Annotated in this window: 20 protein-coding genes; 8 read left to right on the top strand and 12 right to left on the bottom strand. The window is 73.2% G+C overall.

Features of this window, described 5'->3' with window-relative positions; all coding sequences use genetic code 11:
• The 3 genes from V5O40_RS20375 to mraZ form a co-directional block, all read right to left on the bottom strand.
• The gene (locus tag V5O40_RS20375) at positions 1-606 is read right to left on the bottom strand and encodes a septum formation initiator family protein (protein WP_332906950.1); all 606 of its coding nucleotides are present in this window, start codon (positions 604-606) and stop codon (positions 1-3) included.
• A complete protein-coding gene (rsmH, locus tag V5O40_RS20370; protein WP_332906949.1) occupies positions 603-1,709 on the bottom strand; it encodes a 16S rRNA (cytosine(1402)-N(4))-methyltransferase RsmH in 1,107 nt (368 codons plus the stop codon). The genes V5O40_RS20375 and rsmH overlap by 4 nt, the downstream gene beginning before the upstream one ends.
• A gap of 209 nt (positions 1,710-1,918) precedes the next feature.
• Positions 1,919-2,350, bottom strand: a complete 432-nt coding sequence (gene mraZ / locus V5O40_RS20365) for a division/cell wall cluster transcriptional repressor MraZ (RefSeq protein WP_131303317.1) — start codon at positions 2,348-2,350, stop codon at positions 1,919-1,921.
• Between the two features lie 355 nt (positions 2,351-2,705).
• Here mraZ and V5O40_RS20360 point away from each other — a divergent pair, with 355 nt between their 5' ends.
• From V5O40_RS20360 to V5O40_RS20350, 3 genes are read left to right on the top strand one after another with little or no spacing between them, the layout of a single operon-like run.
• Complete coding sequence (locus V5O40_RS20360) at positions 2,706-3,953, top strand: MurT ligase domain-containing protein (protein WP_269738659.1); 1,248 nt, start codon at positions 2,706-2,708, stop codon at positions 3,951-3,953.
• Entirely contained in the window at positions 3,943-4,662 is a 720-nt protein-coding gene (locus V5O40_RS20355; RefSeq protein ID WP_332906948.1) for a type 1 glutamine amidotransferase, read from the top strand. The genes V5O40_RS20360 and V5O40_RS20355 overlap by 11 nt, the downstream gene beginning before the upstream one ends.
• Entirely contained in the window at positions 4,659-5,525 is an 867-nt protein-coding gene (locus V5O40_RS20350; RefSeq protein ID WP_332906947.1) for a TVP38/TMEM64 family protein, read from the top strand. Before V5O40_RS20355 ends, V5O40_RS20350 begins: the two co-directional genes overlap by 4 nt.
• A 147-nt stretch (positions 5,526-5,672) precedes the next feature.
• Here the strand turns inward: V5O40_RS20350 and V5O40_RS20345 are convergent, their stop codons facing one another.
• Entirely contained in the window at positions 5,673-6,326 is a 654-nt protein-coding gene (locus V5O40_RS20345) for a response regulator (protein ID WP_204007923.1), read from the bottom strand.
• A complete protein-coding gene (locus V5O40_RS20340) occupies positions 6,323-7,618 on the bottom strand; it encodes a sensor histidine kinase (protein ID WP_332906946.1) in 1,296 nt (431 codons plus the stop codon). The genes V5O40_RS20345 and V5O40_RS20340 overlap by 4 nt, the downstream gene beginning before the upstream one ends.
• 132 nt (positions 7,619-7,750) lie before the next feature.
• Between V5O40_RS20340 and V5O40_RS20335 the strand changes: the two genes are divergently transcribed.
• Entirely contained in the window at positions 7,751-8,662 is a 912-nt protein-coding gene (locus V5O40_RS20335; protein WP_332906945.1) for an ABC transporter ATP-binding protein, read from the top strand.
• The gene (locus V5O40_RS20330; protein WP_332906944.1) at positions 8,659-9,501 is read left to right on the top strand and encodes a hypothetical protein; all 843 of its coding nucleotides are present in this window, start codon (positions 8,659-8,661) and stop codon (positions 9,499-9,501) included. Before V5O40_RS20335 ends, V5O40_RS20330 begins: the two co-directional genes overlap by 4 nt.
• Positions 9,502-9,603: 102 nt before the next feature.
• Here the strand turns inward: V5O40_RS20330 and leuS are convergent, their stop codons facing one another.
• The 7 genes from leuS to mbhE form a co-directional block, all read right to left on the bottom strand.
• Positions 9,604-12,429, bottom strand: a complete 2,826-nt coding sequence (gene leuS / locus V5O40_RS20325) for a leucine--tRNA ligase (RefSeq protein ID WP_332906943.1) — start codon at positions 12,427-12,429, stop codon at positions 9,604-9,606.
• Between the two features lie 231 nt (positions 12,430-12,660).
• Positions 12,661-13,023, bottom strand: a complete 363-nt coding sequence (gene mnhG, locus V5O40_RS20320; RefSeq protein WP_332906942.1) for a monovalent cation/H(+) antiporter subunit G — start codon at positions 13,021-13,023, stop codon at positions 12,661-12,663.
• Positions 13,020-13,277 carry a monovalent cation/H+ antiporter complex subunit F gene (locus V5O40_RS20315; RefSeq protein WP_332906954.1) on the bottom strand — a complete coding sequence of 86 codons (258 nt, stop codon included), beginning with the start codon at positions 13,275-13,277 and terminating at the stop codon, positions 13,020-13,022. Before V5O40_RS20315 ends, mnhG begins: the two co-directional genes overlap by 4 nt.
• Before the next feature lie 5 nt (positions 13,278-13,282).
• Positions 13,283-13,699: a Na+/H+ antiporter subunit E gene (locus V5O40_RS20310; RefSeq protein WP_332906941.1), complete on the bottom strand. Its 417-nt coding sequence runs from the start codon at positions 13,697-13,699 to the stop codon at positions 13,283-13,285.
• Complete coding sequence (locus tag V5O40_RS20305; protein WP_332906940.1) at positions 13,696-15,159, bottom strand: proton-conducting transporter transmembrane domain-containing protein; 1,464 nt, start codon at positions 15,157-15,159, stop codon at positions 13,696-13,698. Before V5O40_RS20305 ends, V5O40_RS20310 begins: the two co-directional genes overlap by 4 nt.
• Positions 15,156-15,542, bottom strand: coding sequence for a sodium:proton antiporter (locus V5O40_RS20300; RefSeq protein WP_332906939.1), 387 nt, complete (start codon positions 15,540-15,542; stop codon positions 15,156-15,158). The genes V5O40_RS20305 and V5O40_RS20300 overlap by 4 nt, the downstream gene beginning before the upstream one ends.
• Positions 15,539-18,292, bottom strand: a complete 2,754-nt coding sequence (gene mbhE, locus V5O40_RS20295; protein WP_332906938.1) for a hydrogen gas-evolving membrane-bound hydrogenase subunit E — start codon at positions 18,290-18,292, stop codon at positions 15,539-15,541. The genes V5O40_RS20300 and mbhE overlap by 4 nt, the downstream gene beginning before the upstream one ends.
• Positions 18,293-18,547: 255 nt before the next feature.
• Here mbhE and V5O40_RS20290 point away from each other — a divergent pair, with 255 nt between their 5' ends.
• Genes V5O40_RS20290 through V5O40_RS20280 form a run of 3 tightly spaced genes read left to right on the top strand, consistent with a single transcriptional unit; the run spans position 18,548 to position 23,388 of the window.
• Complete coding sequence (locus V5O40_RS20290; RefSeq protein ID WP_332906937.1) at positions 18,548-19,600, top strand: AAA family ATPase; 1,053 nt, start codon at positions 18,548-18,550, stop codon at positions 19,598-19,600.
• A 1-nt stretch (position 19,601) separates the two neighbouring features.
• Complete coding sequence (locus V5O40_RS20285; RefSeq protein WP_269737489.1) at positions 19,602-20,900, top strand: DUF58 domain-containing protein; 1,299 nt, start codon at positions 19,602-19,604, stop codon at positions 20,898-20,900.
• Positions 20,901-20,916: 16 nt separating this feature from the next.
• Positions 20,917-23,388, top strand: coding sequence for a transglutaminase TgpA family protein (locus V5O40_RS20280; protein ID WP_332906936.1), 2,472 nt, complete (start codon positions 20,917-20,919; stop codon positions 23,386-23,388).
• Positions 23,389-23,621 lie beyond the last annotated feature (233 nt).

Here is a 23,621-nt window from a genome sequence, read left to right as displayed (position 1 = left end):
CTACCCCTGCCCGCCCTGCTGGCTGGCGATGGAGAGATCGCCACCGGCCGGCTGCGGCACTCCGATCACCTTGCCGTCCGGCAGCCGGATGTACGCCGGCTCACCCGACTCGACAAGCCCGAGCTTGCGGGCCTGCGCGGTGAGGTTGCCCGGCGACTCGGACTCGGCGATCTGCTTCTTCAGCTGCTGCTGCTCCACGTCGAGCTTGGCCTGCTGCTGCTGCAGCTCGTCGAGCCGGAAGGCGTTCTCGTTGATCTTCGTGTTGACCGCCAGGATGCCCAGCACCCCGCCGACGACCAGCACCACCACCAGCGCGGCGAACGGTGCCCGCGGCACCCGCACCGGCGGCGGCGGGGCGACCCGCAGCCGCGGCGACTCCGACCGCTCGGCCGCGACGGCGGCCCGCTCCACCGGACGCAGCGCGGCGCTGCCCTGGGTCGGGAACTCGCGCGCCCCCCGGGCGCGAGTCTCCGCCGACCGGTTCACCCGGTCCGTCCGCCGAGCAGCGTCGCCCGCTCCCCGGGTCCGCTCCGCCGCGATCCGGCCCCCCGACCGCGGTGCGCGCTGCCCGGCGCCGGCGATGTCCCGACGCTTGTCTACGTTCATGTCCCCTCCCCCTCTTCGTCCGTGGTGTCCCCCGGCGCCCGCCGCGGATCCGGACCGGATTCCGTGGTGGACCCCGTCCCCGGTTGGTGCATCGCCTTGACCCGGCGGCGGTACCGTTCGCGGTCGGTACGCCCCCGTTGCCGTGCCTGCGGGTCGATCCGCTCCGCGGCCCGCAGGCGCACCGAAGCGGCCCGCGGATTCGCGGTGACCTCCACCTCCCCAGGCAGTTCCGCGCCCCGGCTGAGCAGCCGGAACGTCGGCTCTGACCCGGGCAGTTCGACCGGGAGGTCGATCGGGCCCGTGCTGCGGACCCGATCGGCGAGCGCCTGTTTGGTGAGCCTGTCCTCCAGCGAGTGGTAGGACAGGACCACCAGGCGACCGCCGACGGCGAGCCGGTCCAGAGCGGCCGGCAGCGCCGTCTCCAGCGCTGCCAGTTCTCTGTTTACCTCGATCCGTAAAGCCTGAAACGTTCTCTTTGCCGGGTGTCCCCCGGTTCGCCGGGCTGGTGCCGGAATCGACTCCCGGACCAGCTCGGCCAGCCGCGCCGAGGAGGTGATCCGGCCGCGTTCCCGCTCCCGGATGATCGCCGAGGCGATCCGCCCGGCGAACTTCTCCTCGCCGTAGACCCGCAGCACCCGGGCCAGCTCCGGGTGCGGGTAGGTGTTGACCACCTCCTCGGCGGTCACCCCCCGGGTCTGGTCCATCCGCATGTCCAACGGCGCGTCCTGCGCGTACGCGAACCCGCGGTCGGGCGCGTCGAGCTGCAACGAGGAGACACCGAGATCGAACAGGACCCCGTCCACGGACGGATATCCCAGCCGGTCGAGCACCTCTGGCAGCTCGTCGTAGACGGCGTGCTCCAGATGGACGCGGTCGGCGAACCGGGCCAGCCGGACCCTGGCGTGGGCCAGTGCCTCGGTGTCCCGGTCGAGGCCCACCAGCACCGTCTCCGGATGGGCTCGCAGCACCGCCTCGGCGTGGCCGGCGAGGCCCAACGTCGCGTCGACGTGCACGGTGCGCCCACCCCGGCCCAGTGCGGGGGCCAGCAGCTCGAGACACCGCTCGAGCAGCACCGGCACGTGCGTGCCGCGTAGCTCCCCCATGTCGACCCCCACTGGTTGAACCGGTTGTGTATCCGCGCTCTGTTCGTCGGACGACGCCGTGCCGTCGTACCGCCAGATCCCCATCCGCTCTCCGCCCGCCCGTCGGGCCGGGGCCCGGAGGATCGGATCGTGCGCCTGGCACCGGGGAAGGGATGCCAGGAACTCGAAAGCGGCTGGAGATCTCGCAGTACGTCGGGCGTCGCCACGCCCTACAGACCGCCGGGCAGCACCCCTTCCTCGATGTCGGCGAAGTCGTCTTCGCTCTCGGCGAGGTAGGTCTCCCAGGCGACCTTGTCCCAGATCTCCACCCGGGTGCTCGCGCCGATGACCACCAGGTCCCGGTCGAGCGCCGCGTAGCTGCGCAGGTGCGCCGGGATGGTCACCCGGCCCTGCTTGTCCGGCACCTCGTCGTGCGCGCTGGCGAAGAACACCCGGCTGTAGGCCCGGGCCGCCTTGTGCGTCATCGGCTGCGCGCGCAACTGCTCCGCGATCCGCTGGAACTCCGGCGTCGGGAAGACGTAGAGGCAGCGCTCCTGCCCTTTGGTGATCACGACACCCCCCGCCAGCTCATCCCGGAACTTCGCCGGAAGGATCAACCGGCCTTTGTCGTCCAGGCGCGGAGTGTGGGTGCCGAGAAACATCGGCCCAACCCCCTCGCCCTTGAGCGGCGTTCGCGCGCCGCTGACCCCCCGGGCCGGTGGGCCCCTCCCGGCCCCACCAATGCGCCCCACTCTACTCCACTTCCCTCCACTCGCAACCAGATTCGACCGCGTGGCGCGCCGCGCGTCGCCACAAAACCGCACGTCAGCCGGGGTGGAGCGGAGTGGAGGGCCGCGCGGCGCCCCCGGGCGGGTCCGCTTTCCGACATAGATCGACTCCGTCCGGCCGAGGGTCATCCGACCGGGCGCCGGCCGCGCCGAGCCGAACGGATCGCCGTCGGTGCCGATCTCGCGGGTCCGCTGGTCCGGTAACCTCGCTCGCGTGACGGACGCGAAGATGCCCCTGCGGGCGAAGGTGGCCAGCTCCGTGTCACGGACCGCCGCGGCGTTGTCCCGGGCGGCGGGCCGGGGCGACGGCTCGGTGATCGGTGGTTGGCTCGGCCTGAAGATCGACCCCGAACTGCTCGCCCACCTCTCCGCCGGACGGGCCATCGCGCTGATCTCCGGCACCAACGGCAAGACCACCACCACCCGGCTCGCCGCCGCGGCCGTCGGGGTACTCGGCCGGGTCGCCACCAACTCGTTCGGCGCCAACATGCCCACCGGGCACACCTCCGCGCTGGCCAAGGCCGGCAGCACGCCGTACGCCGTGCTGGAGGTCGACGAGCACTACCTCGCCCAGGTGATCGAGGCGACCGACCCGCACGTGGTGGCGCTGCTCAACCTCTCCCGCGACCAGCTGGACCGGGCCAAGGAGGTCGCCATGATGGCGCAGCTCTGGCGCGCGGCGCTGGCCCGGCACCCGGACATCCGCGTGGTCGCCAACGCCGACGACCCGATGGTGGTCTGGGCCGCCACCCCGCCGGCCTCCCACGACCAGCGGATCACCCCGCCGCACGTCACCTGGTTCTCCGCCGGGCAGCGCTGGCACGACGACTCCTGGGTCTGCCCCGAGTGCGGCTCCACCATCCAGCGCTCCGGCGAGCAGTGGTGGTGCACCGGCTGCCCGCTTCGCCGGCCGGAGCCGCAGTGGACCGTGGACGAGGAGGGCGTCGTCGACCCGACCGGCGCCTGGTACAAGGTCAAGCTCCAGCTTCCCGGCAAGGTCAACATCGGCAACGCGGCGACCGCGCTGGCGGTCGCCGCCGAGTTCGGCGTACGTCCCTTCGACGCGGTTCCCCGCCTCGGCGACGTGACCTCGGTGGCCGGGCGCTACGCCCAGGTCGTCCGGGACGGTCGCACCGTGCGGCTGCTGCTGGCCAAGAACCCGGCCAGTTGGCTGGAGGCGTTCGACATGGCCGACGAGGCGCCGACGCTGCTGTCCATAAACGCCCGGGACCCCGACGGGCTGGACACCTCCTGGCTCTTCGACGTCGACTTCGCCCCGCTGCGCGGCCGGCTGGTGCTCATCACCGGCGACCGGGCGTACGACCTCGCCGTACGGCTGGAGGTCAACGACGTGCCCTTCCAGTACGTACGCACCTTCGACGAGGCCGTCCGGGCGGTGCCGCCGGGTCGGCTGGAGGTCATCGCGAACTACACCGCGTTCCAGGACATCCGAGCGGAGTTGGATCGTGTCAACTGAGACCCTGCGCATCGTCTGGATCTACCCGGACCTGCTGTCGACGTACGGCGACCGGGGCAACGCCCTGATCCTGGCCCGCCGGGCCCAGCAGCGCGGATTCCCGGTCGAGGTGCTGGAGGTCCGCTCCGACGAGCGGCTGCCCACCACGGCCGACATCTACCTCATCGGAGGCGGGGAGGACGGCCCACAGGCGCTCGGCGCGCAACGACTGCTCGCCGACGGTGGCCTGCACCGGGCGGTGGCCCAGGGTTCGGTGGTCTTCGGCGTCTGCGCCGGCTACCAGTTGCTGGGCACCTCGTTCTTCGCCAAGGGCACCCAGTACCAGGGCCTCGAACTGCTCGACCTCTCCTCGGACCGGGGCCCCAGCCGGGCCGTCGGCGAACTGGCCGGCGACATCGACGCCCGCCTCGGCCTACCGCCGCTGACCGGGTTCGAGAACCACGGCGGCCGCACCCACCTGGGCCCCGGCGTCTCACCGTTGGCCCGGGTCACCGCCGGGGTCGGCAACGACGGCGCCACCGAGGGAGCGTGGCGGGGCAAGCTGCTCGGCACGTACTCCCACGGCCCGGCGCTGGCCCGCAACCCGGCCCTGGCCGACCTGCTGCTGCGCTGGGCGACCGGCGCGCAGCACCTGCCTCCGCTCGACGACACCTGGGCCGACCGGCTGCGGGCCGAACGCCGGACCGCGGTGGCCACCGCCCGGACATGATCCGCAAGCTGCGGAGGCGACTGCTGCGGGCGAGCCGGCCGGGTGACCCCACAGCCGACGTCCCGCAGCCCGACCCCACGTCGGCCAACCCCACCCAACCCGGTGCCGAAGCTGCCCAACCCGGTGCCGGCCCGGGCGACGGCGCACGGTACGGCGACACCGCGGTCACTGCCCCAACCACCGCCCGGCGGCTCCTGCTGCTCGCCACGACTCCGTCGGTGACCCGGTTCTCGCTGCTGCTGCTCCTGCTCGCCGGGTTCGGGGTGACGCTGCTGCTGGTGCCGCACCCCGAACCGACCGCGCTGCCGGACCTGGCCGACCGGATGGGGCCGCTCGCTCCGGTGGCCGGTGTGCTCGGCGGGGCGCTGCTGCTGGTGGCGCTGGTCCCCCGCACCTTCATCACGCTCGCCTCAGGCGCGATCTTCGGCGCCCTGGAAGGTGCCGCGTACGCGCTCGGCGCCGCACTGCTGGCGGCGGCGATCGGCTTCGCCGTGGGTCGGGTGCTGGGTCGGGAGTTCGTCGCCGAACGCGTCCGGGGCCGACTGGCCCGCCTCGACCGCTGGTTCACCCGGCAGAGCGTGCTCGGCGTGGTCACCGTGCGGCTGCTGCCGATCTCCGGTTTCGGCCTGGTCAGCTACGGCTACGGCACCACCGGCGCGCGGGTGCTGCCGTTCCTCGTCGGCAGCGTGATCGCCTCCGCGCCGACCGCGTTCGGCTACGCGGCGGTCGGTGCCGCCGTCACCAGCCCCAGCGGGATCAACTGGCTCGCCGCCGCCCCGGCCTCGCTGGGCTTCATCGCCAGCGCCGTGCTGCTCGCCCGCTGGTGGCGCGCCGAACGCCGGCTCCGCCGCCCCCTCCCCTGAGCGGCCCCAGCACCACCCCACGCCGCCCACACACCCCACGCAGGCCGCGCAACTGCGGGGAAAGTGCTGGGTCCGGGGCGGTCGAGGCAGCACGTTCCGCGAAGTTGCGGACGCCCGTAAGCCGGGGTGGGGTGGGGGTGGTACGGGTCAGCGGGGTGGGGTGACCAGGCCGGCCTCGTACGCGGCGATGACCAGGTGCACCCGGTCCCGGGCGCCGAGCTTGCTGAACAGCCGGGCCACGTGCGCCTTGGCGGTGGCCACGCTGATCACCAGTTCGGCGGCGATCTCGGCGTTGGACAGGCCCCGCCCCACGAGGGTGAGCACCTCGCGCTCCCGATCGGTCACCCCCGACAGCGGCCGGGGCGACGGGACCGCCGGCCGGCGGGTGAACTCGGCGATCAGTCGCCGGGTGACGCCCGGTGCGATCAACGCGTCCCCGGCCGCCACCACCCTGATCGCGCCGAGAATGTCCTCCAACGCCATGTCCTTGACCAGAAAGCCACTCGCACCGGCTCGCAGCGCGGCGTGCACGTGCTCGTCGTCGTCGAACGTGGTGAGCACCAGCACCCGCACGGGACCACCGGAGTCGGTGATCGTCCGGGTCGCCTGGATGCCGTCGGTGCCCGGCATCCGGAGATCCATGAGCACCACGTCGGGCACGATCTCACGCGCCAGGCGCACCGCCTCGGCACCGGTGCCCGCCTCGCCGACCACCGCCATGTCCGGCACGTCGGCGATCAGCACGCGCAACCCGGCCCGCACCAGAGGTTGATCGTCGACCAGCAGCACCCGGATGGTCACGGCTCCACCGCCTCGTCGGGACGACCAGCGGCCCCGTCACCACCATCCGAACGACCGACGGAACCAGCACCGCCCGGAGGGCCACCCGCCCGGACGGCGCCGACCGGGACGGCGTTCTCCGGCGACACCGGCAGCCAGGCTGACACCCGGAAGCCTCCCCCGGACCGTGGCCCGGCCCGGAACCGGCCACCGACGGCGATGACCCGCTCGCGCATGCCGATCAGGCCGTGCCCCTCGACGCCGATCGGGCCGCCCCGGCCGTCGTCGACGACCTCCACCGTGACCGCGTCGTCGCCACGCTCGACGATGACCTGGCACGCGTCGACCCCGGCGTGGCGGACCACGTTCGTGAGTGCCTCCTGGACGATGCGGAACGCGGCGAGGTCGACCTCGGCCGGGACGGGCGCGTCGCCTGTCGTACGCAGCTCGACCCGGACACCGGCGTCGCCGGTGGCGGCGGCCAGCCGGTCCAGCTCCGCCAATCCGGGGGCGGGCTCCAGCGACGCCGGGTCCCCGTCGCCGCGACGCAACGCGCCGAGGGTGCGGCGCAGCCCGGCCAGGGTGTCCCGACTGGCCGCCTCGATGGTGGCCAGTGCGGCGCGGGCCTGCGCCGGCTGGGTGTCGATCACCCGCGCGCCCACTCCGGCCTGGATGGCGATGACACCGATGCTGTGCGCGACCATGTCGTGCAGTTCCCGGGCGATGCGCAGCCGTTCGGCCGTGACCGCCTCGGTGGCGGCGTGGATGCGCAGCGCGTTGGCGTAGTTTCGCCGGGCCCGCACCGAGTTGCCGGCGATCCAGGCGGCCGTGACCGCCAGCACGGTAAGCGCGGCCTGGTTCACCGGTTCGACGCCGAGGTTCACGAAGGCCGCGAGCAGCTGCGTCACCAGCACCACCCCGGCGGCGGGCACCGACACCCGACGGGAACGGTTCGCGGCGACCACGGCGAGCGCCGCGTCGACGGCGAGGAACTGGAGGTTGAACAGGTCCGCGAGGTATCCCGGGTGCCGGCCGTGCACCGTCGCGCTGCTCAGCGTCGCGCCGGCGAGCATCAGCCCGAGCCCGGTCAGCGGGTGACGGCGCAGCAGCGCCGCCGGCAGCGCCACGATCAGCACCGGTACCAGGTAGCGCGTCGGCAGCCACCAGCCGACGATGCCGACACCGTCGCCGCTGTTCGCCACGGCCGGCGCCATCATCCAGAGCACAGGCAGGACGGCCACTCCGGCCCATACCAGCACCGCCCGCGCCGTCGGCAGCGCGGCACGCGTCCGCAGCAGGGCGATGACGTCCACCGGCACACGGTATCCAGCTCCGCGCCACCTCAGCATCGGCCCGGGGGCGTACGTCCACAGGCCACCACCCCGGCGCCAGGTACGGCCGGCGGGGTGACGCGGCCGGGCCCGGCGACCGGCAGCGTGAGCGGCATGATCGAACTTGATGGCCTGACCCGGCGGTACGGCCGCACCACAGCCGTCGACGACCTGACCCTGACCGTCCGCCCCGGTCGGGTGACCGGCTTCCTCGGCCCCAACGGCGCCGGCAAGTCCACCACCCTCCGCATGGTCCTCGGGCTGACCACTCCGACCGGCGGCACCGCCACCGTCGGCGGCGTCCGCTTCCGGGAACGTGCCCGGGGGCTTCGGCACGCCGGCGCGCTGCTCGACGCCGGGGACGTGCACGGCGGGCGTAGCGCGCGGGCGCACCTGGCGGCCCTGGCCCGCAGCAACGGCATCGGGGGCGTACGGGTCGACGAGGTGCTGGGGCAGGTCGGCCTCGACGACGCCGCGGACCGACGCGTCGGCGGGTTCTCGCTGGGCATGCGGCAACGCCTCGGTATCGCCGCGGCGCTGTTGGGCGACCCGCCCGTGCTGATGTTCGACGAGCCGTTCAACGGCCTGGACCCGGAGGGGGTGCGCTGGGTACGGGGGTTGTTCCGGCGGCTGGCCACCGAGGGCCGCACGGTCTTCGTCTCCAGTCACCTGATGGGCGAGGTCGAGCACTGCGCCGATCACCTCGTGGTGATCGGCCGAGGTCGGCTGATCGCCGACGAGACCCTTGACGCGTTCGCGGCCCGCGTCGGTCGCGCCGAGGTCGTCGTGCGTACCCCCGAGCCGGCCATGTTGACCACGGCGCTGGCGGACGCCGGCGTGAGCGTGCGACCGGATCCCGATGGTGCGCTCACCGTGGCGGGGGTGGGCGCGGAGCGGATCGCTGAGCTGGCCCTGGGCCTGCGGATCCCGTTGCACCAGCTGACCCCCCGCACCGCCTCGCTGGAGGAGGCCTTCATGGCGCTCACCGCCGCCGATGTCGAGTACACCGCCCGGGAGGACCGATGAACGCCGTGACCCGACCCGCCACCCGAACCGTCTCCACCGATCAGGCGCGCTTTCGTGACCTGCTCGCCGCCGAGTGGATCAAGCTCTGGTCGCTGCGCTCCACCTGGGCCGCGTTCGCCCTGATCCTGCTCGCCATGGTCGGCCTCGCCGTCCACGCCGCGCTGGCCACCCACGCGGGCTGGCCGGACTGGTCGGCCGAGCGGCGGGCGGCACGCTCCCCGCTCTGGGACGCCTTCCCCACTGAGGCACAGATGTTCGTCGTCCTGGCGGCAAGTGGTGTCGGCGCGGTCGCGATCGGCGGTGAGTACGCCTCCGGGCTGCTACGTACCACGTTCGCGGCCGTCCCCCGCCGCCATGCCGTGGCCGCCGCGAAGCTGACCGTGCTGACCGGCGTGCTGACCTTGCTGGGAGCACTGGGTGCGGCGGCGGCGTTCGCGGTGTCGCAGGCGATCCTCGCCGACGTCGGCGCGAACATGTCGGTGGGCGACCCCGGCGCCCTGCGCGGCATCGCCGCCTCCGCGCTGCTGGTACCGCTGTGTGCGCTCGTCGGCATGGCCCTGGCCGCGCTGATCCGGCACACCGCGCCGGCGATCGTCACCGCCGCGACGGTGCTGCTCCTGCTGCCCACCGCCGTCAGCGAGGACGAACGCTGGAGCGCGCTGCTCCGGCACGCCATGCTGGTGCCCGCGTGGCAGCGGCTGAGGGACCCGAACGCTTCCCCGCCGTGGCTGACCGACATCCACGCCGCCACCGTCTCCGGCGCCTGGACCACCTACGCCGCCTGGGCGGTGATAGCCGCCCTGGCCACCACGCTAGCCCTCCACCACCGCACCCCCTGAACCCCCCACCCACCCGCCCACCCAGCGTTGATCATGAGGTCGACGGCAGTAGTCGATCTTCACACTGCCGCCAACCTCATGATCGACGCGGAGGATCCAGGGCTAGAGGACGATGGAGACCATGCGGGTGGGGATGACGATGACCTTGCGGGGGTCCTTGCCGGCCAGGGTGGTGGCGACCGCGGCCAGGGCCGCTGTGCGGACGTCGGTCTCGGTGGCGTCGGCGGGGACCTCGATGCGGGCCCGGACCTTGCCGTTGATCTGCACCGGGTAGGTGACCGTCTCGGCGACCAGCAGCGCCGGGTCGGCGACCGGGAAGTCCGCGTACGTCAGCGAGGTGGCGTGGCCCAGCCGCTGCCACAGCTCCTCGGCGACGTGCGGGGCGAACGGCGCGACCATCAGCACCAGTGGCTCGGCCACCTCGCGCGGGGTGGCCGCCAGCCGGGTCACCCCGTTGGTCAGCTCGATCAGCTTGGCGATCGCGGTGTTGAACCGAATCTGCTCCATGTCGCCCCGGACACCGTCGATCACCTTGTGCAGCAGTCGCCGGGTCTGCTCGTCGGCCGGGTCGTCGGTGACCCGGGACTCGCCGGTCCGCTCGTCGACGACGGCCCGCCAGACCCGTTGCAGGAACCGGTAGGAGCCGACCACCGCCCGGGTCTCCCAGGGACGGGACACCTCCAGCGGGCCCATCGACATTTCGTACACCCGGAACGTGTCGGCGCCGTAGGCGGCGCACATCTCGTCCGGGGTGACCACGTTCTTCAGAGACTTGCCCATCTTGCCGTACTCGCGGTTGACCTGGACGTCACCCAGGAAGAAGCCGCCGTCGCGCTCGGCGACCTCCTCCGCCGGCACGTACGCGCCCCGGGCGTCGGTGTACGCGTACGCCTGGATGTAGCCCTGGTTGAACAGCTTGCGGAACGGCTCGAACGACGACACGTGGCCCAGGTCGTACAGCACCTTGTGCCAGAACCGGGCGTACAGCAGGTGCAGCACGGCGTGTTCGGCGCCGCCGACGTACAGGTCCACGCCGCCGCAGTCGCCCTCGCCACGTGGGCCCATCCAGTACCGCTCGTTGTCCGCGTCGACGAACCGGTCACCGTTGGTCGGGTCCAGGTAGCGCAGCTCGTACCAGCAGGAGCCGGCCCACTGCGGCATCACGTTCGTCTCCCGGGTGTAACGCTTCGGGCCGTCACCCAGGTCCAGTTCGACCTCGACCCAGTCCCGGCGGCGCGACAGCGGCGTCTCCGGGTTGCTGTTCGCGTCCTCCGGGTCGAAGGTGCGCGGGGAGAAGTCGTCCACCTCCGGCAGCTCGACCGGCAGCATCTCCTCCGGCAGCGCAACGGCCGCGCCGTCGGCGTCGTAGACGATCGGGAACGGTTCACCCCAGTAGCGCTGCCGGCTGAACAGCCAGTCCCGCAGCCGGTAGGTCACCGCGCCCTGGCCGTTGCCGGTCTCCTCCAGCCAGGCGATGATCCGGGCCTTGGCGTCGGCCACCCCCAGGCCGTTCAGGTCCAGGCCACGCTCGGGCGCGGCGCTGTTGATCGCCGGCCCGTCCCCGGTGTACGCCTTGCCGTCGAAGCCCTCCGACGGCTGCACGGTACGCACGATCGGCAGCTCGAAGACCTCGGCGAACTCCCAGTCCCGCTCGTCCTGGGCGGGCACCGCCATGATCGCGCCGGTGCCGTAGCCGGCCAGCACGTAGTCGGCGATGAAGATCGGGATCTGCCCACCGGTGACCGGGTTGGTGGCGTACGCGCCGGTGAAGACGCCGGTCTTCTCCTTCGTCTCGGCCTGCCGCTCCACGTCGGTCTTGGCCGCCGCCGCCTTGCGGTACGCCTCGACGGCCTCCCGCGGGCCGCCGTGCCCACCGGTCCACGCGTCCCGGGTGCCCGCCGGCCAGGCCGCCGGCACCAGCGTGTCGACCAGCTCGTGCTCCGGGGCCAGCACCATGTAGGTGGCGCCGAAGACGGTGTCGGGCCGGGTCGTGAACACCCGGATCGGGGCGACCGGGGTCGGGAAGTCGATGTGCGCGCCCTGCGACCGGCCGATCCAGTTGCGCTGCATCAGCTTGATCGGCTCGGGCCAGTCCAGCTTGTCCAGGTCGTCCAGCAGCCGGTCACCGTACGCGGTGATCCGCATCATCCACTGCTTCAGGTTGCGCTTGAAGACCGGGAAGTTGCCCCGCTCGGAGCGACCGTCGGCGGTCACCTCCTCGTTGGCCAGCACCGTGCCCAGCCCCGGGCACCAGTTCACCGGCGCCTGCGACACGTACGCCAGGCGGTGGTCGTCGACGACGGCGCGTCGCTCGGCGGCCGACAGCTCGGCCCACGGCCGGCCGTCCGGGGTGCGCCGCGCGCCCCCGGCGAACTCGGCGATCAGCTCGCTGATCGGCCGGGCCCGGCCGGCCTCGCGGTCGTACCAGGAGTTGAAGATCTGCAGGAAGATCCACTGGGTCCAGCGGTAGAAGTCGGTGTCGATGGTCGCCACCGAGCGCCGCTGGTCGTGGGCCAGTCCCAGCCGGCGCAGCTGCGCCCGGTACCGGTCGATGTTGGCCTCGGTGGTGGTCCGCGGGTGGGTGCCGGTCTGCACGGCGTACTGCTCGGCGGGCAGCCCGAACGCGTCGAAGCCCATCGCGTGCAGCACGTTGCGGCCGGCCATCCGCTGGTACCGGGCGAAGCAGTCGGTGCCGATGTAGCCCAGCGGGTGCCCGACGTGCAGTCCGGCTCCGGACGGGTACGGGAACATGTCCAGCACGTACAGCTTCTCCGCGCCGGAGCGCGGGTGGCCCGGGTCGGCCAGCGGGCCGGACGGGTTCGGCGCGTGGAAGGCACCCTCCCGTTCCCACCGGTCCTGCCAACGGCGTTCGATCTCGTCGGCCAGTGCCGCGGTGTACCGGAACGGTGGGACGTCTGCCTCGGTCATGGCCTTCTCCTCGCGTCGCTCGGCGGAGTCTGTCGGAGTGCTGGCTGGTCTCGGATCTGCCTCGACGGCCCGTCGCGGGCCGGCGGCGGGCACGAAAAAGCCCCTCACGCAGGAGGGGCCGCCGTGCTGTCGCGCGTTCAGCGCATCAGCACGGCCCGGTAAGAAGCAGGAAGACTCCGGCCATGTCCGGCAGTGTACCGCGCACGGCGGGAGGCCGCCGTCGACCACCCCTCAGACCGGGTCGCGGGGCTGCTCGTCGCCGCCCCCGCCGGCCCGGCCGCCGAGCTCGTCGTAGCGGGTGACCGGGGCCAGCGGGGCCCCGGACCGGTAGGCGGCCCGCGCCAGCGCGTAGCCGCCGACCGGTGCCGTGAACAGTTGCAGCCCGACGGCGGCCAGGACCACCACCGCGGTACGCCAGCCGGGTGTCAGCAGCAGCACGCCGAGCAGCACGCAGCTCACCCCGAGGCTGGCCGCCTTGGCCACGGAGTTCATCCGGTGGTAGACGTCCGGCAGGCGGATCAGGCCGACCGCGCTGATCGCGATGAGCGCGGTGCCGAGCAGCAGCAGCGCCGACGCCAGCGAGATCCGGATCATCGCTGCCTCCGGTGCACCAGCCGGGCCATCGCCACCGTCGCGAGGAAACTCACCAGGGTGCCGGTCAGCACCAGGTCGAGCAGGTCGGGGGCGTGCAGCCGGGCGGCGAGCACCGCCAGGGCCGCCAGGAAGACGAAGAAGCCGAGATCCAGTGCGGCCGCCCGGTCGGCGTCGGTCGGACCGACCACCAGCCGGACGATCACCACCGCCATCGAACCGGCGAGGACCACGAGCACCGCGTCGAGCAGGATCATCATCGTCATTTCCGGGCCGCCTCCGGACGACCGGCGTCAGGACCGTCCGGGTGGGCGGCCGGGCGCAGCGCGGCCAGCAGCCGCCACTCCAGGTCGGTCACCGCCCGCCGGAACGCCACCGGGTCGGCGGCGTACATGCCGTGCACCCACAGCGCGGCGGTGGGTGCCCGGTGCACGCTCAGGGTCAGCGTGCCCGGGGTCAGGCTCACCGCCAGCGCCACCGCCGCCACCTCCGTGTCGGTGGCCGCCCGCAGCGGCACCCGCACCACCGCGGGCGCCAGCCGGGAACCTGGCGTGAGGATCTCCCAGGCCACGGCGAGGTTCGCCTGGACCAGCCGGACGGCGAAGTAGCCGGCGAACCGCAGGACGCGTCGGACCCGGACCGCCGCGCGGCGGGGAATCGTCATCGTGTCGCTGCTCATCGGCCGGTCACCGCCCGCACGTAGCCCGCCGGGTCGCGCAGTCCGGCCGCCGCGGTGTCGGCGAGAACCAGCAGCGGTGCGGCCGCCAACCCGGTCGCCAGGGAGAGGCCGGCCAGCGCCAGCGGCGGGCCGACAAGCGTCGGTCCGATCCGCCGCGCCACGGTCGACGAGGCCGGCGGGTCGCCGGTGAACAGCGCGCTCCAGATCTTCACCATGGACAGCAGGGTGACCAGGCTGACCAGCACCGCGACGGTCATCGCCAGCCAGGCACCGGTTTCCGCGGTGGCCCGCAGCAGCAGGAACTTCGCCAGGAAGCCGGAGAACGGCGGTAGGCCGGCCAGCGACAGCGCCGCCCCGGCGAAGGCCACCGCCAGCGCGGGGCGTTGCCCGGCCAGACCGCCGGAGCCGTCGAGCCGGTCGGTGCCCCGGCCGGCCCTTACCGCTGCCGCGCACAGCAACAACGCCGCCTTCACCAGGATGTACTGGGCCAGGTAGTAGACCGCCGCGGTCAGGCCGGCGGCGGTGAACAGGGCCACGCCGAGCAGCACGTAGCCGAGCTGGCTGACCATGTGGAAGGTCAGGATCCGCCGCATCGAGTTCTCGCCCACCGCGCCGAGCACGCCGACCACCATCGACAGCAGCGCCACCGCGCCGAGCAGCCAGCGGTATCCGGGATCACCGCCGTACACCACCGCGTAGATCCGGATCACCGCGTAGAGGCCGACCTTGGTCAGCAGCCCGGAGAAGAGCGCCACCACCACCGGCGAGGCCACCGGATAGGTGCGCGGCAGCCAGTCGTGCAGCGGCACCAGCGCGCTCTTGACGCCGAGGGCGAGCAGCACCACCCCGGCGGCGACCGCGACCGTCGGTTCGTCGCGTGCCGCGCCGGCCAGCTCACCCAACCCGACCGCCCCGGTGGTGCCGTAGACCAGAGCCACCCCGGCCAGCAGCAGGGTGGAGCCGAGCAGGTTGGTGGCGACGTACACCCGTCCCGCGCCGCCGCGCCCGACCCCGCCGGCCAGGCTCAACAGCACGTACGAGGGCACCAGCATGACCTCGATCAGCACGAAGAGGTTGAACAGGTCGGTGGTGAGGAACGCGCCGGAGGCCCCGGCGGAGAGCACCAGCGCCAGCGGCAGGAAGTACGGGCGACGGTCGTCTCCGGAGCCGACGGCGGCGACGAGGCAGCCGAGCACCACCAGCGCCGTCACCGTGACCAGCAGGGCGCTGAGCGCGTCCGCCGCCAGGCTGATGGCGATCGGTCCGGGCCAGCCACCGACGCGCAGCACGACCAGCGCGCCCCCACTGGCCCGCGCCAGCAGGACCAGGCCGGCCACCAGCACCACCGTCATGGTGGCGAACGCGCCGACCCGATGCGGGCCGGGGCGGTTCGGCAGGGCGAGCAGCACCCCGGCGACCAGCAGCGGCCCGACCACCGGGATCAGGAGAAGACCACTCACCGCCGCCGCCCCCTGGTGCCGGGCCCGCCCGCCGCACCGGTGCCGTCGCCGCCGGACTCGGTGTCGCCGTCGTCGTCGGCGGGGTCCGAGCCGCTGGCCGGCCCGCCGGCGCCGCGTCGCAGCAGGCCGAGCAGGTGGATGGTGACCCCGAAGGTGATCACGATGGCGGTCAGCACGAACGCCTGTGGCAGCGGGTCGGCGGTGTCCGGGCCCACCTCCTGCAGCGCCGGGGTCCGCCGGCCGAGCCCACCGCCGGCCAGCAGCACCACGTTGACGGCGTGGCCGAGCAGCACGAAGCCCAGCACCACGCGCAGCAGCCCCGGCCGCAGCAGCAGGAACACCCCGGCGGCCACCAGGACGCCGACCACGAATGCGGCGCTCACCGGGCACCTCCGGCGTCCGCCGCGACGGCCGGCCGGGCCGGCGGTACGCCGAGGCGGCGCACCGCGGCCACCACCAGCGCCAGGACCATCAGGTAGATCCCGAGGTCGAACAGCAGTGACGTGGACGGCGACGGCAGCGGATCCGGTGTGGTGAGGGTGAGCGGCGTGAGCGGCGACCGACCTGCGGCCAGCGGCACCAGAGCGGCGACCGTGGCGGTCAGCAGCCCGGTCGCCGCCAGCGGCGCCGACCTGAGGCGGCCCAGCAGCGGCGCCCCGCCGGGGTGCGCCAACTGGCCGAGCCCGACGGCGGTGCCCGCCAGCAGCGCCCCGATGAAGCCGCCGCCGGTCTCCTCGTGTCCACGCAGGAACAGCACCGCCGAGGCGAGCAGCATCACCGGCGCGAGCACCCGGTAGGCGAGGCCCAGCACCAGGTCGTCGCCGGCGGGCCCGGTCCTGGCCGGCTCGACCGGCCGACCGGCGGCGAGCCGGACCAGCCCGAGCGCCACCACCGCGAGCACCACCGCCTCACCGAGGGTGTCCAGGGCCCGGAAATCCACCAGGACGGTGTTCACGACGTTGGCGCCGCCGGTCAGTTCCTCCGCCCGGTCGAGGTACCACCGGCCGGGTTCGGACAGCCGGTCGCGCCCGGTCAGCACCGCCGTCGCCGCAGCCGCCGCGACACCCGTGGCGACCGCGAGCAGGGCCGCGCCGGTGACCGACGAGCGTCGCCCGACGGGGGCGAGCCGGCGCGGCTGCTGCCGCAGCGCCAGCATGACGACCACCGCGGTCAGCACCTCCACCAGCATCAGGGTCAACGCCACGTCCGGTGCGCCGAGGGTCAGGAACCACGCCGACAGCAGCAGCCCCACCACTCCGGTGAGCCCGATCGCGGCCAGCGCGGAGCGCACCACCAGCAACCCGGCCAGGGCCGCCACGAGCAGTCCCAGCAGCAGCCAGTCGCCGGGCCGGGCCGGGTCACCGCCGAGGCCGGCCGGGACGTCGGGCAGCGCCACCGCGGCGACCGCGGCCAGGACCACCGCCGCCAGCAACGGCCGGGCCAGGTAGGGCGCCGGGCCCGGCGCGTGCGCGGTCCGGGCGACGACCGAGCCCGCGTGCAGCACCGCCTGCCGGGCCCGCTCGAACAACTCGGCGAACGGCGGGGTGGTGGGTACGGCCCGAAGCCACCGGTCCACCCGGACCCGGCCGAGGAACATCAGCACCCCCAGCAGCACGGTGAGCAGGCTCAGCCCCAGTGCCGGGGTGAGACCGTGCCAGAACGCCAGGTAGGGCGGCGTACCCTCCGGGCGGGCGTCGTCCGCGGCCCGTTGCACGAGCGGGCTCAGTACGGCCACCGTGGGGCCGAGCACGGTCGCCACCACCGCGGCCACCGCGGCCGGGGCGAGAAACGCCCAGGACGGCTCGCGCAGTTGGCGTTGCCGGGTCGGTCCCTCCACCATCCCGTGCACCAGACGGGCCGCGTACGCGAAGGTGAGCACCGAGGCGAGCACCCCGAGACCGGCGGCGGACCAGCCCAGCCACCCTCCGCCGGCGGCCGCACCGAGGGACTCGAAGATCGCCTCCTTGCCGACGAAGCCGACGGTCGGCGGCAGGCCGGCCATCGACATCGCCGCCAGCACGGTGAGCCAGACCGTCGCCGGCATCACCCGGTGCAGCCCGGCCAGCTCCCGCACGTCACGGCTGCCCGCCTGATGGTCGATGATGCCGACCAGCATGAACAGGGTCGCCTTGAACAGCGCGTGGGCGACGGTGTAGAGAATCGCCGCCGCGTCGGCGGCCGGGGTGCCGACGCCGATCACGCCGACCAGCAGGCCGAGCTGGCTGACCGTCGAGTACGCCAGCAGCGCCTTGAGGTCGTACTGACGCAGCGCGAGCAGCGCGCCGAGGATCGCGGTGAGCAGCCCGACTACGATCAGCGTGCCGTCCCACGCCCAGGAGCCGCCGAACACCGCCGAGAAGCGCATCAGCAGGTAGATACCGGCCTTCACCATCGTCGCCGCGTGCAGGTACGCGCTCACCGGCGTGATCGCCACCATCGCGCCGGGCAGCCAGAAATGGAACGGCAACTGCGCGGACTTGGTGAACGCCGCGACGATGACCAGCGTGCCCACCACCCAGGCCGGTCCGCCGTTCAGCCGCTCCGGCTCGGCCACGATGGTGTCCAGGCTGGTGGTGCCGACCTGCACCGCCAGCAACGCGATCGCGGTCAGCAGCGCCAGACCGCCGGTGACGGTGACCAGCAACGCCCGCACGGCCGGTCCGGTGGCCGCCGGCCGGCCGCCCTGCCCGATCAGGACGAAGGAGAGAATCGAGGTGAGTTCCCAGAACACGAAGAGCACCAGCAGGTCGTCGGCGAGGACCAGGCCCAGCATCGCGGCGGCGAAGAGGGTCATCGTGACGTACACCCGCTCCTGCTCCACCTCGGTGCCGTCGAGGTAGCGGGGGCAGTAGGCCATGATGAGCGCGCCCACACCCAGGGCCAGCAACGCGAAGACCAACCCCAGCGCGTCCATCCGCAACGCGGCGTGGACCTCCGGTCCGGGCAGCCACCGCCACGCCACGGCGACCTCCCGGTCGTCGAGGATCACCGGCAACCGGCTGAGCAGCAGTGCCGCCCCGGCGAGGTAGCCGGCGGCCAGCGGATACCCGGCGTCGCGGCCGAAACGCCGCACCAGCAGCGGTACGCAGGCCGCCAGGCCGACCTGCCAGGCGAGCGCGGCGGCGAGGATCACCTCGTCATGTCCTCCCGTCCGGGCAGGCGGATTCGGGCCCGCTTACCCGGCAGAACCGACGACATGCGCTGCGTAAATGACAAATCACTGCGTAAGCGCTCAAACACCTGCGGCGGTCGGCGTTGACGACAAACATGGTTAGCCTGAGAGGCCAGTGAGATTGCCGCGGCACATGAGGCTCGCACGTCGCGAACGAAACGGCGGGGCCAGGTGCTCTCTAGGAGAGCTGCCGTGACGGCGACGAGGAGGAGGCCCGTGACACAACAGACCTGGGACGACGTTGGCGGTCTGCTGCCGTACGACGAGTTCCGCGCCGCCAGTGACGCGATCGTTACCAACATCGAACAGGTCATCGAGGGCAAGACCGCGACCGTGCGGCTGGCGCTGGCCGTCCTGCTCGCCGAGGGCCACCTGCTCATCGAGGACGTGCCCGGCGTCGGCAAGACCAAGCTGGCCAAGGCCCTGGCCCGGTCGATCGACTGCTCGGTGCGCCGCATCCAGTTCACGCCGGACCTGCTGCCCAGCGACGTCACCGGGGTCAGCGTCTACAACCAGGAGACCCACGACTTCGAGTTCCGCCCGGGTGCCGTCTTCGCCAACCTGGTCGTCGGCGACGAGATCAACCGGGCCTCGCCGAAGACCCAGTCCGCGCTGCTGGAGTGCATGGAGGAGCGGCAGGTCACCGTCGACGGCGTGACCTACCAGTTGCAGACGCCGTTCATGGTGATCGCCACCCAGAACCCGATCGAGATGGAGGGCACCTACCCGCTGCCGGAGGCGCAGCGCGACCGGTTCACCGCCCGCATCGCGATGGGATACCCGGACCCGACCGCCGAGCTGGCCATGCTCGACGGGCACGGGGCGCTCGATCCGCTGTCCGGGCTGCGGCCGGTCTCCGACGCCGACACCGTACGCCGGCTGATCGGTCACGTCCGGCAGGTGCACGTCGCCGACGCGGTGAAGCAGTACGCGGTAGACCTGGTCACCGCCACCCGCGAGTCCCCCGACCTGCGGCTGGGCGCCTCTCCGCGGTGCACCCTGCAACTGCTGCGCACCGCCCGCGCGGTGGCCGCCCTCGACGGGCGGGACTACGTCCTGCCCGACGATCTCCAGGTGCTCGCCGTGCCGGTGCTGGCGCACCGGATCATTCCCACGGCCGACGCCCAGCTCGCCCGGCGTACCACCGACGCGATCGTCGCCGACCTGGTGCACCGGTTGCCGCTGCCGCACGACCGCAAGCGCTCGCCCTACGACACCCGGCCACCGGGCGGTAACGGCCGGGCCCCCTTCGAGCCGCGGAGGCCGTGACGTGCGAGTCGGGCTGCGCGGGCTGACCACCCGCGGCCGCTCCTTCCTGGCCGCGGGGGTGGCGGCGGCCGTCTCCGCCGGCATCCTCGGCGAGAAGGACCTGCTGCGGGTGGCCGTGCTGCTGGCCGTCCTGCCGCTGCTCGCCGCGCTCTACGTCGGCCGCAGCCGCTACAAGCTCGCCTGCCACCGGTCGCTGGAGCCACACCGGGTGCCGGTCGGCGCGACCGCCCGGGTGGTGCTGCGCCTGCAGAACATGTCCCGGCTACCCACCGGCACCCTGCTGCTGGAGGACCGGCTCCCGTACGCCCTGGGCAGCCGGCCCCGGGTGGTGCTGGAACGTCTCGGCGCGCACCAGGCCAGTTCCGTGGCGTACACGGTGCGTGCCGACGTGCGGGGCCGGTACGAGGTGGGGCCGCTCGTGGTCCGGATGACCGACCCGTTCGGCCTCTGCGAGCTCACCCGCGCCTTCCCCGGTACCGACCGGCTCACGGTCGTCCCGCAGGTGGTTCCGTTGCCGTCGGTGCGGCTGCCCGGTGAGTACGCCGGCAGCGGTGAGAGCCGGGCCCGCTCGGTGGCGGTGCACGGCGAGGACGACGCGGCCACCCGGGAGTACCGGCGCGGTGACGACCTGCGCCGGGTGCACTGGAAGTCGACCGCGCGCACCGGCGAGCTGATGGTGCGACGGGAGGAGCAGCCCTGGGAGAGCCGGGCGACGGTGCTGCTGGACACCCGCGCGTACGGCCACCGGGGCGACGGGCCGACGGCCAGCTTCGAGTGGGCGGTCTCCGCCGCCGCCAGCATCGCGGTGCATCTGCGCCAGGCCGGCTACAAGCTTCGCCTGGTGACCGGCTCGGGCGCGGACGTCGACGCCACCGAGGGCGCCGGCGACGGCCTGCTGCTCGACCAGCTCGCCGAGGTCAGGCTCGACCAGCGGGTCGAGATCACCACCCTGGTGCAGCACGTCCGGCAGCGCGCCGACGGCGGGCTGATCATCGGCCTGTTCGGGTCGCTGAGCACCGCCGAGGCGGAGGTGCTGGCCGGGCTGCGGGCCAACGGCGCCACCTGTGTGTGCTTCCTGCTGGACAGCTCCGCCTGGCTGAACCTGCCGACGCCCGCGCGGGCGGAGGCCGATCAGGCGCACGACACCGCGGCACTGGCGCTGCTGCACTCCGGCTGGCGGGTGATCGGCGTCGACCACGGCGGCCGGCTACCGGCGCTCTGGCCGCAGGCCGGGCGGGGCTCGCAGGGGTTCGCGCTACGGGCGGCGATGGCCGAGACCGTGGCCGGCGGCGTGCGATGAACGGAAGGTCCCCCTCATGATCGCCCATCGGAACCTGGGCCTGGTGGCCGCCGGCGCGACGCTGCTCGCGGCGGCGCCGCTGTCGGCCATCTTCGAACGCTGGACGTGGCTGGTCCAGGCGGTCATCGCGGTGGCCGCGGTGGCGGCCGCGGCGGCGCTGGCCCGCCTCGGCCGGACCCCGCTGTGGGTCCAGATCCTGGCCATGGTCGGCGGCCTCACCCTCGCCCTGACCTGGCTGTTCCCCAGCGGCAGCGAACTGCTGGCGGTGCTGCCCACCCCGGCCACATTCGGGCACTTCGCCGAGCTGCTCGGCAACTCGGTCGAGGACATGCGCTCCCACGGCGTGAAGGTCCCGGACACCGACCCGCTGCTGTTCGTCACGGTGCTCGGCATCGGCGGGGTGGCGGTGCTGGTGGACGTGCTCTGCGTCGGGCTGCGCCGCCCCGCCCTGGCCGGTCTGCCGATGCTCGCCATCTACTCGGTGCCGGTGGCGGTCTACGTGGACAGCGTTCCGCCGGTGCCGTTCGCGATCGGCGCCGCCGGTTTCCTGTGGCTGCTGGTCACCGACAACGTGGACCGGGTCCGCCGGTTCGGCCGCCGGTTCACCGGCGACGGCCGCGACGTCGACGTCTGGGAGTCGTCGCCGCTGGCCGCCGCCGGCCGCCGCCTGGCGGTGGTGGGCCTCGCGCTGGCCGTGCTGGTGCCGTTGGCCGTGCCCGGGATGACCGCCGGGCTGATGTCCACCCTCAACTCCGGCACCGGCTCCGGCATCGGTCCCGGCTTCGGCGGCTCACCCGGTCGGGTCGACCTCTTCGCCGCGCTCAGTGGGCAGCTCAACCAGTCCCAGGTGACCGACCTGGTGACCGTCACCACCACCGAGGAGGAGCCCTTCTACCTGCGCTTCGGGGTCGCCGACGACCTGCGTGCCGACGGCTTCCGGGTGCGCGGCCCCAACGGCAGGCGGGTCAACGGCGACTTGCCCGATCCCTCGGGGCGCTCGGTGCCGGGCGTCCAGCGCACCCGGCAACGGGCCACCGTGCAGGTCAGCCGGGAGCTGAACATGCCGCTGCTGCCGGTCTACGCCGAGCCGGTCAGCTTCGCCGAGTTGGGCAACAGCTGGTTCTACGACCCGAACCTGCAGGTCGTCTTCTCCAACCGGGAGAACTCCCGGGGCAAGGAGTACTCCTTCGACTACGTGCGCTCGTCGTACAGCCCGCAGGCCCTGCGGCGGGCCCGACCGCTGCCGGCGGACCTGCCGCTGCGCCGGCAACAGACCGTGACGCCGGACGTGCCGGAGGTCCGCACCCTGGTGGAGGACCTGACTCGGGGGGCACGCACCGAGTACGACAAGGTGCGGGCCATCTACGACTACTTCTCCGAGGACAACGGCTTCAGCTACCGGCTCAGCACCGAGCAGGGCACCAGCGGCCAGGCGATTCTCGACTTCCTGGAGAACAAGGTCGGCTACTGCCAGCAGTACGCCGCGGCGCTGGCCTGGATGGTCCGCGACGCGGGGATCCCGGCCCGGGTCGCCTTCGGGTTCACCAACGGCAGCCGGCGCAGCGACGACACGCTCACCCTGACCAACCGCAACCTGCACGCCTGGACCGAGGTCTACTTCGACCAGATCGGCTGGGTGCCCTTCGACGCCACCCCGGCCTACGGTGTGCCGGGCTCGACCCGCTCGGCCTGGGCACCGGACGTGGACGCCCCGGAGGAGAGCACGCCGCAGGGCGGCACGTCGGACACCCCCGACGAGACGGACCCGTCGGCCGACGCGGAGCAGGGACCGAACCAGTTCGAGGAGGGCGAGGACCCGGGCGCGGCGGCCGGCTCCGACACTCCCGCCGAGCAGCGGCCCCGCTGGCCGTGGCTGGTCGCCGCCAGCGTCCTGACGCTGCTGGTGTTGCTCGCCGTACCCGCACTGCGCCGGCTCGCCCTGCGTCGCCGTCGGGGCCGGCCGGCACCGGTGGTGCGGACGGTCGACGCGTCGGACGCTACCCCGTCCGCGACCGGTCAACCGGTCGTGGTGGTCGCCACCGATCCGGACCGGGCGCGGGCCGACGCGCACGCCGCCTGGGACGAACTGATCGACACGCTCGTCGACTACCGGATCGGGGTGGACCGGACGGAGACCCCACGCGCCACGGCGGAGCGGCTGGCCCGGGAGCGGCTGGCCACGCAGGACGACGCCGGGTCGGCGGTACGCCTGCTCGGTCGGGCGGAGGAGCGGGCCCGTTACGCCCGGGACCCGTTGACCGGCGAACCGCTGCCGGCGGCCCTGCGGACGGTGCGTGGCGCACTTGCCGGGCAGGCGGATCGGCGGACCCGCCTGGTGGCGACCGTGCTGCCGCCGTCGGTGTTGTCCCGGTGGCGCACGGCCATCGCGGACAACTCGTCCCGACTGGTCAACTCGGCCGGGCAGGTACGCCGCAGGCTGCTGCGATTCAGTCCACGCCGGCTGATCGCCAGCCGCGCGAGTCGATGATCTGCGTTGCCGGCGAGACGTGCGGGCCGAGCAGTGTTGTGACGGAGTGTGACGGGTAACCCGGTCGGTTTTCGCGACACGTGTCAGGGTGACCGGAATGTCACCCTGACATGTTCGTTGAATGCTCTGTCCGCCCCTAGGCGTGTCGTTCGGTGACCGTCCCGGGCCTCGGCCAGGTCTCGACAGTCATCCGACAGACGGCGATCCGACAGGGCGGGCGACGACGACAACCA

Source organism: Micromonospora palythoicola (genome assembly GCF_036689795.1).
GTDB classification, from domain to species: Bacteria; Actinomycetota; Actinomycetes; order Mycobacteriales; family Micromonosporaceae; genus Micromonospora; species Micromonospora palythoicola.
Note: the sequence above shows the minus strand (reverse complement) of the source record. Positions and strands in the feature narration are given on the sequence as shown.